This is a genomic window from Exercitatus varius, assembly GCF_029577735.1.
GTDB classification, from domain to species: domain Bacteria; phylum Pseudomonadota; class Gammaproteobacteria; order Enterobacterales; family Pasteurellaceae; genus Exercitatus; species Exercitatus varius.
In genome coordinates this window covers 96,028-109,062 of sequence record NZ_JARQTO010000004.1, presented here as the reverse complement: position 1 = coordinate 109,062, position 13,035 = coordinate 96,028, and the positions used below count along the sequence as shown (strand labels likewise).

Annotated in this window: 12 protein-coding genes; 9 read left to right on the top strand and 3 right to left on the bottom strand. The window is 48.5% G+C overall.

Features of this window, described 5'->3' with window-relative positions; all coding sequences use genetic code 11:
- Positions 1 to 13: 13 nt before the first annotated feature.
- Together rmuC and P7M01_RS05565 are read left to right on the top strand one after the other, a co-directional pair.
- Entirely contained in the window at positions 14 to 1,483 is a 1,470-nt protein-coding gene (gene rmuC / locus P7M01_RS05570) for a DNA recombination protein RmuC (protein WP_202936571.1), read from the top strand.
- Positions 1,484 to 1,556: 73 nt separating this feature from the next.
- Positions 1,557 to 2,081 (top strand): TIGR00645 family protein, encoded by a 525-nt coding sequence (locus P7M01_RS05565; protein ID WP_238398894.1) that lies wholly within the window; start codon positions 1,557 to 1,559, stop codon positions 2,079 to 2,081.
- Between the two features lie 76 nt (positions 2,082 to 2,157).
- Here P7M01_RS05565 and dtd read toward each other — a convergent pair whose 3' ends face one another.
- Genes dtd through P7M01_RS05550 form a run of 3 tightly spaced genes read right to left on the bottom strand, consistent with a single transcriptional unit; the run spans position 2,158 to position 3,907 of the window.
- Positions 2,158 to 2,592 carry a D-aminoacyl-tRNA deacylase gene (gene dtd, locus P7M01_RS05560; RefSeq protein ID WP_317483343.1) on the bottom strand — a complete coding sequence of 145 codons (435 nt, stop codon included), beginning with the start codon at positions 2,590 to 2,592 and terminating at the stop codon, positions 2,158 to 2,160.
- Positions 2,589 to 3,446 carry a virulence factor BrkB family protein gene (locus tag P7M01_RS05555; RefSeq protein ID WP_394853385.1) on the bottom strand — a complete coding sequence of 286 codons (858 nt, stop codon included), beginning with the start codon at positions 3,444 to 3,446 and terminating at the stop codon, positions 2,589 to 2,591. Before P7M01_RS05555 ends, dtd begins: the two co-directional genes overlap by 4 nt.
- Complete coding sequence (locus P7M01_RS05550; protein WP_317486327.1) at positions 3,443 to 3,907, bottom strand: YchJ family protein; 465 nt, start codon at positions 3,905 to 3,907, stop codon at positions 3,443 to 3,445. The genes P7M01_RS05555 and P7M01_RS05550 overlap by 4 nt, the downstream gene beginning before the upstream one ends.
- Before the next feature lie 137 nt (positions 3,908 to 4,044).
- On the opposite strand from P7M01_RS05550, the gene P7M01_RS05545 reads away from it, so the two are divergent.
- The 7 genes from P7M01_RS05545 (at position 4,045) to hslU (ending at position 12,993) form a co-directional block, all read left to right on the top strand.
- The gene (locus P7M01_RS05545; RefSeq protein ID WP_317483345.1) at positions 4,045 to 5,547 is read left to right on the top strand and encodes a helicase HerA-like C-terminal domain-containing protein; all 1,503 of its coding nucleotides are present in this window, start codon (positions 4,045 to 4,047) and stop codon (positions 5,545 to 5,547) included.
- Positions 5,548 to 5,610: 63 nt separating this feature from the next.
- The gene (gene mutS / locus P7M01_RS05540; protein ID WP_317481251.1) at positions 5,611 to 8,187 is read left to right on the top strand and encodes a DNA mismatch repair protein MutS; all 2,577 of its coding nucleotides are present in this window, start codon (positions 5,611 to 5,613) and stop codon (positions 8,185 to 8,187) included.
- 8 nt (positions 8,188 to 8,195) lie between these two features.
- Positions 8,196 to 8,504: an iron donor protein CyaY gene (cyaY, locus tag P7M01_RS05535; protein ID WP_317477218.1), complete on the top strand. Its 309-nt coding sequence runs from the start codon at positions 8,196 to 8,198 to the stop codon at positions 8,502 to 8,504.
- Positions 8,504 to 10,348 carry a DNA helicase RecQ gene (gene recQ, locus P7M01_RS05530; RefSeq protein ID WP_202936564.1) on the top strand — a complete coding sequence of 615 codons (1,845 nt, stop codon included), beginning with the start codon at positions 8,504 to 8,506 and terminating at the stop codon, positions 10,346 to 10,348. Before cyaY ends, recQ begins: the two co-directional genes overlap by 1 nt.
- A 212-nt stretch (positions 10,349 to 10,560) precedes the next feature.
- Positions 10,561 to 10,935 carry a hypothetical protein gene (locus P7M01_RS05525; protein WP_317481252.1) on the top strand — a complete coding sequence of 125 codons (375 nt, stop codon included), beginning with the start codon at positions 10,561 to 10,563 and terminating at the stop codon, positions 10,933 to 10,935.
- 135 nt (positions 10,936 to 11,070) lie between these two features.
- A complete protein-coding gene (gene hslV, locus P7M01_RS05520; protein ID WP_317480463.1) occupies positions 11,071 to 11,592 on the top strand; it encodes an ATP-dependent protease subunit HslV in 522 nt (173 codons plus the stop codon).
- A gap of 75 nt (positions 11,593 to 11,667) precedes the next feature.
- Positions 11,668 to 12,993: an HslU--HslV peptidase ATPase subunit gene (hslU, locus tag P7M01_RS05515; RefSeq protein ID WP_202936561.1), complete on the top strand. Its 1,326-nt coding sequence runs from the start codon at positions 11,668 to 11,670 to the stop codon at positions 12,991 to 12,993.
- Positions 12,994 to 13,035 lie beyond the last annotated feature (42 nt).

The window sequence follows — 13,035 nt, the reverse complement described above, 5'->3', positions numbered from 1 at the left end:
CGAAGGAATTTTTATGCAACGACTTCTCGAAAATCCTTATTTATTGACCGCACTTTTGCTGGCGCTATTGTGTCTTGTTTTGCTGTTTATGCTGATGCGCCGCAGTCGCGATGTGCAGGAATTACAACAGGATTTGACTAAAAATATTCAGGATTACAATCGGCTGGCGGATAAATTTGACGCGCTGGGTGAATTAAAAAGTCAGCAGGATCTGGCGGCGGCGCGGTTTCAAACCAGCAACGATTATTTGCGTAACGAAATCACCGAGCGGGATTTGGCATTACAGACGGAACGCCGGGAACTCGAAAAAACTCGCGAAAAACTGACCGCACTTTCACAGGAATTAACCGCGTTTAAGATTAAGCTGTCGGAAAAAGAGAAAAATTTTGCGGAACAACAACAAACTTTTGCGCAATCCAAACAACAGCTTTCGGTGGAATTTCAGAATCTGGCGAATCGTATTCTGGAGGAAAAATCCCAATCGTTCAGTCAATCCAATCAAACCGCGTTGGATGCTTTGCTGAAGCCGTTTCGCGAACAGATTGAAGGATTCCAGAAACGGGTGAATGAAATTCATTCGGAAAATGTGAAAGGTAATACGGCGCTGGAATCGGAAATTAAAAAAGTGCTCGACATCGGGCTTGCCATGTCGCAGGAAGCGAATAATCTGACGTCCGCCCTGAAAGGCGAAAAGAAAACCCTCGGCAACTGGGGCGAAGTACAGCTTGAACGGGCGCTGCAATCGGCGGGCTTGGTGAAGGACGAACATTACCGCTCACAGGCGCATTTTAAAGATCAGCACGGCAAAAATAATTATCCGGATTTTGTGGTGTATTTGCCCGATAACAAACATTTGATTATCGACAGCAAAATGTCGCTGGTGGCTTATGAAAGTGCGGTCGGCTGCGACGATGAATCGCAGCGTGCGCAATTTATGCGCGAACATTTGAAAGCCGTGCGCAATCACATTAATGATTTGTCGCAAAAGGATTACAGCAACCTGATCGGCATGCGCAGTCCGAATTTCGTGCTGATGTTTATTGCGGTGGAACCCGCTTATATCGAAGCCATGAAAGCCGATGCGGATTTGTTTAATTTCGGTTATAACAAAAACGTCATTTTGGTGTCTTATACCACGCTCATGCCGATTCTACGCACGGTGGCGAATTTATGGCGGATGGAACGGGGTAACGAAGAAGCCCGTGAAATCAGCGAACGCGCCGGCGAAATTTACAATCAGATTTGTCTGGTGGCGGAACGCTTGGCGAAACTCGGCGCGACGCTTTCCAGCGTCAGCAGTCGTTATAACGAAACGGTTACCGCTTTGGTGGGACAACAGGGTTTAGCGGGCAAAGTGGAACGCTTTAAGGATTTATCGGCAAAAGCCAATAAAACCTTGCCTAAAGTGGAATTGCTGCATAACGATATTGATACGGACAAATTGTTGGTGGTGAAAGCCGTTGACGATAAGCCCGAACTTTGATGTTATTTTTTATTGATTATTTTAAGGAATGAAAGAAATGGATTATCCGGAAAGCAAAAAAACGGAAGAAAAAATGGCGAAATACCGACGTAAATCGAACGTTATCGGACAGATTATTTTTGCCAGTCGCTGGTTGCAGTTGCCGATTTATTTGGGATTAATTGTGGTTCAAGGGATTTATGCTTATAAATTTATCAAATCCCTGTGGGAATTGCTGTCCACCATTAACGAACTGGACAGCAACGCCATCATGCTTTCGGTGCTGAATTTAATCGATGTGGTGATGATTGCCAATTTACTGGTGATGGTGGTTATCGGCGGTTATGAAATTTTCGTGTCGAAACTGAACACGGAAGATCATCCCGACGAACCTGAATGGCTGGATCACGTTAACGCCTCGGTGCTGAAAGTGAAATTATCCATGTCGATCATCAGCATTTCGTCCATTCATTTGCTGCAAACCTTCGTGAACGCCGCCAATATGCCGGAAAAAACCATGATGTGGCAGTTATTGCTGCACCTCGGTTTCTTAATATCCGCCGTGGCGATGGCTTATACCGACAAAGTGCTTTACAGCACCAGTCATCACGGGCATTAAAGCCGGTCAAAAACGTTCATTTTTTTGCCCGCACTTTTAACAAATAAAAAAGTGCGGGCGATTTTTAACGAGTTTTTTAGCTTTGTAACCAAAACGTCACCGGACCGTCATTGGTCAGGCTGACTTTCATTTCCGCCGCGAATTCGCCCGTTGCCACCTGAATTTTTTCGCCGCATTTTTGCACGAAATAACCGTAAAATTCGTTTGCCAAATCCGGGTCGGCACCTTTGGAAAAACTTGGGCGTAATCCCCGTTGGGTGTCGGCGACCAAGGTGAATTGCGAAACCACCAGCAGTTCGCCGCCCGCCTGTTGCACGTTTAAATTCATTTTATCGTTTTCGTCGCCGAACACGCGGTAATTCAGCACTTTTTCCGCCAATTTATCGGCGCGCATTCTGTCGTCGTCTTTTTCCACGCCGAGCAAAACCAACAATCCCTTACCGATTTTTCCCACGGTTTTTCCGTTTACATCCACTTGCGCCTGCGTGACGCGTTGAATCAGCGCTATCATTTTTCATCCTTAATCCGTTCCGAATTGAAATTTTCCGCCCGAATAAGCGGCAATTCGTCCAAAACCGCCGCCAGTTGCGCGCCCAATAAAATAAACAGCCAGCTTAATTGCAGCCACAAAAGCATGAGCGGCAAGGTCGCCATCGCGCCGTAAATTAATTGATAAGAAGGAAAAGTGGTGATGTACCACATAAAAGCCTTTTTGCCCAACGTGAAGAAAACGGCGGCGACCAACGCGCCGGCGGCGGCATGTTTCATGTTGATTTTTTTGTTCGGAACAAGGGCGTAAATCAGGGTAAAACTGAGCCAGGTGAGAATGAAGGGGACAAAGCTCAGCAGCTTGATGCCGAACGGTAAATTCAGTTCACCGCGAAACGGGCTTAAATTGGCCACATAAGTGCTGATGGCAATGCTGACACCAATAATAATCGGACCGAGCGTTAAAATGGTCCAATAAACCGCAAAGGAAAACAGGGTGCTGCGTTTGGGCGTTCGCCAAATGCCGTTGAGGGAATTGTCGATGGAATGAATCAGCATTAAGGCGACCAAAATCAGACTGATAATGCCGACGGCGCTCATCTTTTTTGAATTCTGCACGAATTCGTCAATATACTGCCCTACGATATCGCCGGCGGACGGAGCAAAGTTGGTGAAAATAAATTCTTTTAAGACGCCGGTGACGTCATGGAATATAGGAAAAGCGGAAAAAATAGAAAAAAACACCATAATTAACGGCACAATGGCAAGCATGGTGCTGTAAGTCAAGGATCCCGCTTCCAGCAAAAGTTTATTTTGATTAAAACGCGACCAGAATATTTTGCCGAAGTCGGCAAGCGCGACGTATGTCATATTCATAAATAGGCCCCGCAGCAATGTTTAAATTTTTTGCCCGAACCGCATAAACAGGGCTGTTTCCGATCGGGCAAATCCAAGGTGGGATCGGCAAAATACCAGCGTCCGTCAATTTTCACGAACAGAGAGTTTTCATGATGCGCTTGTTTTTCGCCGTTTACCGTAAAAAATGCGTTAAATTCCACCGTGCCGTGGATTTTGGACACCGCCGGCTGATGACGCAGGATTTGCAATCCCGCCCATGCCGTGCTGTCCGCCCAATTCTGCAATAAGGTTCTGTCCAATTGCGCCTGTTGATTCGGCACCGTGGTTTGAATCACATAATCAATATTTTTCAACACGTAAGCGCAATAACGGGAACGCATTAACCGTTCCGCCGTTTGCGGATAAATTTTAAATAAATGAAACGGTTGACAACAATCGGCATAAGCGAGGCCCGATTGACAAGGACAAAGTGCGGTCATAATTTCTCCTTTTTTCTCGGGGTAGGATAGCATAAAATACGGCATATTTAATCGACAAATAACTGTGTTATCCGGCAAAACCGATGATAAAAAACGTTGATTTTTCCGACCGCACTTTTCAATAAAAAGGATGATTTATGAGCATTTACCCTATCGCGCGCAATTCCCGAGGAGAAACCTTCGGCATTCACAAAAAAATGGCAAACCGCCACGGCTTGATCGCCGGTGCGACGGGGACGGGGAAAACCGTCACCTTGCGCAAATGTGCGGAAGCCTTCAGTGACGACGGCGTTCCGGTTTTCCTGGTAGACGTAAAGGGCGATTTGTCGGGGCTCAGCCAAAAAGGCGCTTTGCAGGGGAAAATTGCCGAACGAGTGGAAAGTTTTGAATTGGGCGGCGAAGCCTATTTGGACAGTTATCCCGTCTCGTTTTGGGATGTGTTCGGCGACAGCGGTATTCCGTTGCGCACCACGATTTCGGAAATGGGACCGATGTTGCTTGCGCGTCTGCTTAATCTGAACGACACGCAAGAAGGTTTGTTAAACATCCTGTTCCGTGTGGCGGACGATAAAGGTTTGCTGTTGACGGATTTAAAAGACCTGCGTGCCATGTTGAAATTTTTGGCGGATAACGCCAAAGCATTTCAACTGCAATACGGCAATATTTCCGCCGCCAGCGTGGGCGCCGTTCAACGAGCCTTACTGACGTTGGAAAATCAGGGCGCGGACAAATTATTCGGCGAGCCGGCGCTGAATCTGGAAGACTGGCTGCAAACCCGCGACGGAAAAGGCGTAATTAACATATTGAATTCGGAAAAACTGATTAATTCGCCGAAAATGTACGGCGCATTTTTATTATGGCTGATGGCGGAATTATTCGAACGCTTGCCGGAAGTAGGCGATCCGGACAAACCGAAATTCGTCATGTTCTTCGACGAAGCCCATTTGTTGTTCGACGATGCGCCGGCGGTGCTGGTGGAAAAAGTGGAACAGGTGGTGCGTTTAATTCGTTCCAAAGGCGTAGGCATTTATTTTGTAACGCAAAACCCGCTGGATTTGCCGGAAACCGTGTTAGGACAACTGGGCAACCGCGTCCAGCATGCTTTGCGCGCTTTTACGCCGCGCGATCAAAAAGCGGTGAAAACGGCGGCGGAAACCTTCCGTTCCAACAAAGAAATAAACGTGGTGGAAGCCATTACCGCATTGGGCGTGGGCGAAGCCCTGGTTTCCTTCCTGGATGAAAAAGGTATGCCGACGCCGGTGGAAATCGCCGCGATTTATCCGCCAAAAAGCCAACTGACGCCGTTAACCGAAGAACAGCGTCTGGCCTGGGTGGAAGCCGACGATTTATATCCTCATTACAGTCAAGTTGTAGACAATGTGTCGGCGTTTGAAACGCTACAGCAACAAGCCGATTTGGCTGATGTGGCGGAACAACAGGCAAAACAGGCGCAAGAGGAAGCGGAAAGCGGCATTTTAGGCAGTTTAAGCCGTATGATTTTCGGTACTCAAAAACGCGGAGAAAAGCTTACGCCGACGGAACAAATCGTCAACGGCGTGGTGAAATCCATGGGGCGCAATATGCGAAATCAAATTACCAAACAGATTATGCGCGGCATTCTGGGCGCCTTGAAAAAATAACGGAAAATCCGACCGCACTTTTTTGTTATAATTCGCCTTTAATTTTGTAAAAAAGAGACAGCCATGCCAAATTTTGACGCTCATACGCCGATGATGAAACAATATCTGACCATAAAAGCGGAAAATCCCGATATTCTGCTGTTTTACCGTATGGGCGATTTCTATGAACTGTTTTACGACGACGCCAAAAAAGCGGCGGCGTTGCTGGACATTTCGCTGACCAAACGAGGACAATCCGCCGGCCAGCCGATTCCTATGGCAGGCGTGCCTTATCACGCGGTGGAAGGCTATCTGGCAAAACTGGTGCAACTGGGTGAATCCGTCGCCATTTGCGAGCAGATTGGCGATCCCGCCGCCGCCAAAGGGCCGGTGGAACGCAAAATCGTGCGGATTGTGACGCCGGGCACCGTCAGTGATGAAAACCTGTTACCGGAACGGCAGGATAATTTGCTGATCGCGATTTATCAGGAAAAAGACCGCTTCGGTTTGGCCTCTTTGGATATGTCTTCCGGACGATTTCAAATTGCCGAACCGGAAAACGCGGAGACTTTGCATGCGGAATTGCAACGTTTGCAGCCGGCGGAATTGCTTTATTGTGAGGATTTTACCGAAACGGCGATTATCGAACCGTTTAAAGGTCTGCGCCGTCGCCCCGTTTGGGAATTTGAATTGGGCACCGCCGTGCGATTATTGAATCGTCAGTTCGGCACTCAGGATTTAACGGCGTTCGGCGTAGAAAAAGCGGTTTTAGGCTTATGCGCGGCGGGTTGTTTGTTTCAATACGCCAAAGAAACCCAACGCACCGCATTGCCGCACATTAAAAGCATCAGCCTGGTGCAAAATACCGATACGGTGCAATTGGATGCCGCCACCCGCCGCAATTTGGAATTAACCCGGAATTTGAGCGGCGGCCCGGAAAATACGCTGGCTTCGGTGCTGGACAAATGCGTGACGCCCATGGGCAGCCGTTTACTGAAACGCTGGATTCATCAGCCAATTCGCCAAATCCGAAAATTGCGCCAACGCCAGCAAACCATCGCCGCTATTTTACAGAACGATTTAATCGGCGCGCTGCAACCGCTGTTACAACAAGTGGGCGATATGGAACGGATTCTGGCGCGGGTAGCGCTGCGTACGGCGCGTCCGCGCGATTTAACCCGTTTAAGAACGGCGTTGGAACAGCTTCCCGAATTGCAGAAAATGATAAAAACTTCGCAAAATCTGACCGCACTTTCCCAACCGATGGGCGAATTTACCGAACTTTACGAGTTGTTACGGCGAGCCATTATCGATTCGCCCCCGCTGCTGATTCGGGACGGCGGCGTCATTGCGCCGGGATATCATGCGGAACTGGACGAATGGCGTTCGCTGGCCGACGGCGCCACGCAGTATTTGGAAGAATTGGAACGGCGCGAACGGGAAAGCACGGGAATTGATACCTTAAAAGTCGGTTACAACGCGGTACACGGTTATTACATTCAAATCAGTCAGGGGCAGGCGCATAAAGCGCCGATGCATTATGTGCGCCGCCAAACCCTGAAAAACGCCGAACGTTACATTATTCCCGAACTGAAAACCTATGAAGACAAAGTGCTGAAAGCCAAAGGTGCCGCTTTAGCGTTGGAAAAACAGCTTTATGACGAGATTTTTGACCAGCTGCTTCCTCATTTGGCCGCCTTGCAGTTATCCAGCATGACGCTGGCGGAACTGGATGTGCTGACCAATCTGGCGGAACGGGCGGAAACCCTGAATTACGTTTGTCCCGAATTCAGCCCGGAAATCGGCGTGGATATTCAAAACGGACGTCATCCGGTGGTGGAACAGGTGTTGAAGGAACCGTTTATCGCCAATCCCGTTCAACTGAATCCGCAACGTCATCTGCTAGTGATTACCGGCCCGAATATGGGAGGAAAAAGCACCTACATGCGCCAAACCGCGCTGATTACGCTGATGGCCTATATCGGGAGTTTTGTGCCGGCGGAACGGGCGGTAATCGGACCGATAGACCGCATTTTCACCCGAATCGGCGCCAGCGACGATTTGGCTTCCGGTCGCTCGACTTTTATGGTGGAAATGACGGAAATGGCGAACATTCTGCATCAAGCCACCGCCAACAGCCTGGTGCTGATTGATGAAATCGGGCGCGGCACATCTACATACGACGGCTTGTCGCTGGCTTGGGCCTGTGCGGAATGGTTGGCGAAGAAACTGCGTTCGCTCACGCTGTTTGCCACCCATTATTTTGAGTTGACCGTGTTGCCTGAACAGCTCGTCGGCACCGCAAACGTACATTTGGATGCGTTGGAGCACGAAAATACCATCGCCTTTATGCACAGCGTACAGGATGGCGCGGCAAGCAAGAGCTACGGTTTGGCCGTGGCGGCGTTAGCGGGCGTGCCGCAGCCGGTGATTAAACTGGCGAAACAAAAATTGACGCAACTGGAAAAACTGTCGGCGCAAAGTTCGGATCAAAAACTGCAGGATTTCAGAGCGCTTCAGCAAATGCAGGGCGAACTGGCGTTAATGGAAGAGGACGACGGCAAAAACGCGGCGCTTGAAATGCTAGAAAAACTGGATCCCGACGAACTAAGTCCGAAACAGGCGTTAGCTTATTTATATCAATTAAAAACATTACTTTAGGATAAATGATGAACGTAGCCGAATTTCACCAAAATATCGATCAAATCTGGGACAGCATTGAAGAACAATTAGAAGCGCAGGATGCCGATGCGGATTGCGATCGTCAGGGTTCCGTATTCACGATTACCTTTGATGATCGCAGCCAGATTGTGGTGAATAAACAGGAACCGTTGCTCGAACTTTGGCTGGCAAGCCGTTTGGGCGGATTGCATTTTGCCTGGAAAAATAACGATTGGGTCAATGGGCAGGGCGTGCGTTTTTGGGACGCCCTAGCTGAAGCCTGTCGGGCCCACGGCGAACAGGTGAGTTTCGCCTGATGGAAAAAACATCCGAAATTTTGACCGCACTTCAGGTTCTGAAAGAGGTTTTCGGTTATCAGTCTTTTCGTCCCGGACAGGAAGAAGCCGTTAACGCGGCGCTGCAAGGGCAAGACAGCCTGGTGGTGATGGCGACGGGAAACGGCAAATCCCTGTGTTATCAATTGCCGGCTTTGTGTTTTCCGGGGCTTACGCTGGTTATATCGCCGCTGATTTCGTTGATGAAAGATCAGGTGGATCAACTGCTGGCAAACGGCATTGCGGCGGATTACCTGAATTCCAGCCAAACGTTCGAACAGCAGCAACAGGTACAAAATAAAGCCATTGCCGGTCAACTGAAATTGCTTTATCTTTCCCCTGAAAAGGTAATGACCAACAGTTTTTTTTCCTTTATTTCCCTCTGTCGGGTGAGTTTTATCGCCATTGACGAAGCTCATTGCATTTCCCAATGGGGACATGATTTTCGCCCCGAATATACTCAACTGGGCGGTTTAAAAGCCAGTTTTCCCGATGCGCCGATTATGGCGTTAACCGCTACCGCCGACAGCACGACGCGACAGGATATTCTGCAAAATCTTCGGCTAAATCGACCGCACTTATACGTCGGCAGCTTCGATCGCCCGAATATTCGTTACACGCTGGTGGAAAAATTTAAACCGATGGAACAGCTGTGCAATTTCGTAGCGGCGCAGAAAGGCAAAAGCGGTATTGTGTACTGCAACAGCCGCAATAAAGCGGAAAAAGTCAGCGATGCGCTGAAAAAACGCGGCATCTCGGCGGCTTTTTATCATGCGGGCATGGAAGTGAGCGAACGGGAACGGGTGCAGCGCGATTTTCAACGCGACAACATTCAAGTGGTGGTGGCGACTATCGCATTCGGTATGGGCATCAATAAATCCAACGTACGTTTTGTGGCGCATTTCGATTTATCCCGCAGCATTGAAGCCTATTATCAGGAAACCGGACGGGCGGGGCGCGACGATTTGCCGGCGGAAGCCGTGCTGTTTTACGAGCCTGCGGATTACGGCTGGCTGCATAAAATTTTAATGGAAGAACCGGAATCGGCACAGCGCGACGTTAAACTGCACAAGCTGGAAGCCATCGGCGAATTTGCCGAAAGCCAGACTTGCCGCCGTTTGGTGTTGTTGAACTATTTCGGCGAAAATCGGCAAAAACCCTGCGGAAACTGCGATATTTGTCTCGATCCGCCGAAAAAATACGACGGGCTGATGGACGCGCAGAAAATTCTGTCCGCCATTTACCGCACCGGACAACGTTTCGGCGTGCAATATGTCATCGGCGTGTTGCGCGGCATGAATAATCAGAAAATCCGCGAACACCGGCACGATACGCTCAGCGTGTACGGAATCGGTAAAGATAAAAGCAAAGAATACTGGCAATCCGTCATTCGCCAGTTAATTCATCTGGGATTTATCCGGCAAGTGATGAACGAAGTGGGCGTGATGCTGCATTTAACCGAAAGCGCCCGCGCGGTGTTGCGGGGCGAAATTAAGCTGGAACTGGCGACGCCGCGCTTATCCGCCATTGCCACGGTTTCTTCGCCGCAACGCAGTGCGGTCACCAATTATGACAAAGATTTATTCGCCCGCTTGCGTTTTTTACGCAAGAAAATTGCCGATCGGGAAAATATTCCGCCGTATATCGTATTCAGCGACGCTACATTGCAGGAAATGTCCCTTTATCAACCTACCAGCAAAGCGGAAATGCTGCAAATCAACGGCGTGGGCGCCATCAAATGGGAACGCTTTGCGCAGCCGTTTATGGCGATAATCAAAGAACATAAAGCGTTGGTTGAACCGGCTAAAAAGCCGCTTTCTCAGTAAAAGTGCGGTCACAAAAAGCAACGCTTTTTGAACGTTGGCTTTGCCAACGGTGGCGAAGCCATAAGTAATCGCACCGGCGATTACGCATAAAAAACGCTACGTTTTTTCTGAAACAAAACCGCATGTTTGTTTCATTTTACAGGCGTTCAGGAACTTTCCTCATGTCTATAAACTCAAATACAGCGAATAAATTACCAATAAAAGGACGTTTTATGAAACTCAATACGAAAATTGTACTTAGCACAATTCTTGCCGGTTTGTTTTCGGCAAGCGCCGGCGCCGCATCTATTCCGCGCGACATTTATGTGCCTGACGATGCGGACATTATCAAGGCGGACCGCCAGGGCGGCGGTGAATTTGAAGCGGAATTCCGTTTGGATTCTCGCGACGTCAGCGTGCCGGAATTAGCGCGGGAAGTGATTGCTCATGCGCGCAGCCGGGGTTTTCATTTAGAAGAGAAAGATATCAAACGCGATGATGCGGATTTAAAATTTGAACGCGGCGACGAAGAACTGGACGTTTCCATCGAATTAAAAGATCATCACCGTATCGAATATAAAGCGGATTTGGATTTAGATAAAAATTAATCCGTCCAATTGTCTAACGGTTAAAAAGATCATCCGTCCGAATAAAAATTTAGGCGGATTCTTTTTATTTCAGGCTTGAAAAAAGGTTTTTCTCTCCCCATTTAAGCAAAAAGTTTCCACAAAAAGGACAAAATAATGACAACTATCGTATGTGTGCGAAAAGACGGAAAAATCGCGATTGGCGGCGACGGACAGGCGACATTGGGTAACTGTGTGGAAAAAGGCACGGTGCGTAAAGTCCGCCGCAGTTATAAAGGAAAAGTGGTAACCGGATTTGCCGGTTCGACGGCAGATGCCTTCATTCTGCTGGAATTGTTTGAGAAAAAACTGGAATTACACCAGGGGCATCTGGTGAAAAGTGCGGTGGAATTGGCTAAAGAATGGCGCACGGAACGTTCGCTGCGTCGTTTGGAAGCGATGATGATTGTGGCGAACGAAACCGATTTTCTGTTGATATCCGGCAGCGGCGACGTAATCGAACCGGAATTCGATGTATTAGCCATCGGTTCGGGCGGAAATTATGCAAAATCCGCGGCGCTGGCATTATTGCGGACGCAAAATGATTTAACCGCCGCCGAAATCGTCAAACAAGCGTTAACTATTGCGGGCGATATCGATATTTATACCAACCACAATCATGTTATCGAAGAAATTTAATTTTATCGGCACGAAAGCATATTCGTGCCTTTCACATTTTAAGATGCAACCCATCACATAAGAAAGGAATAGATTATGTCAACAATGACACCAAGAGAAATCGTGTCTGAATTAGATTCTTACATTATCGGCCAAAGCGAAGCGAAACGCGCGGTAGCCATTGCGCTGCGTAACCGCTGGCGCCGAATGCAGCTGCCGGAAGAATTGCGTCAGGAAGTTACGCCGAAAAATATTCTGATGATCGGTCCGACCGGTGTCGGTAAAACGGAAATCGCCCGTCGTTTGGCCAAATTGGCCAATGCGCCTTTTGTAAAAGTGGAAGCGACCAAATTCACCGAAGTGGGTTACGTCGGGAAAGAAGTGGATACGATTATTCGCGATTTAACGGATATTGCGGTGAAGCAGATTCGTAAAATCGAAGTGGAAAAGAACCGAATGAAAGCGCAGGATGCGGCGGAAGAGCGCATTTTAGACATTCTGTTGCCGAGAGCGAAAAATAAATGGGGCGAAATCGAATACGAGAAGGATTCCGCCACCCGCCAAGTGTTCCGCAAAAAATTACGCGAAGGCGCGTTGGACGATAGCGAAATCGACGTGGATATCGCCTCGCAAACCAGTGTGGAAATTATGACGCCGCCGGGCATGGAAGAAATGACCTCGCAGCTTCAATCCCTTTTCGAAGGTTTGGCGCCGAACAGTTCGAAAAAGCGCCGAATGAAAGTGAAAGACGCGATGAAAGTCTTAATCGATGATGAAGCCGCAAAACTGGTTAACAACGAAGATTTGAAACAAAAAGCCATCGAATCGGTGGAACAAAACGGTATCGTGTTTATCGACGAAATCGACAAAATCTGCAAGCAGTCCGACCGCGGCGGCGCCGACGTTTCACGGGAAGGCGTACAGCGGGATTTGTTGCCGATTATCGAAGGTTCGACGGTCAACACTAAACACGGAATGGTAAAAACCGATCATATTCTGTTCATCTGTTCCGGCGCCTTCCAGATTGCCCGTCCGTCGGATTTATTGCCGGAATTACAGGGCCGTTTACCGATTCGGGTGGAATTAAAATCGCTGACCAAAGAAGATTTTGAGCGGATTTTAACCGAACCGAGCGCGTCGTTGACTTTACAGTACAAAGAGTTAATGAAAACCGAAGGTGTGAGCATTGAGTTTACCCCGGACGGCATCAGCAAAATCGCCGAAGCGGCATTTCACGTGAATGAAAAAACCGAAAATATCGGCGCTCGCCGTTTGCACACCGTGCTCGAACGCCTGATGGACGGTATTTCTTTTGACGCCAGCGAACGTTCCGGCGAAAGCGTGGTAATTGATGAAAAATACGTATCGAACGTATTGAATGACGTGGTGGATAACGAAGATTTAAGCCGTTTCATTTTATAAAAAACAACGTAAAAATCGCCCGCACTTTCCAAAAGTGCGGGC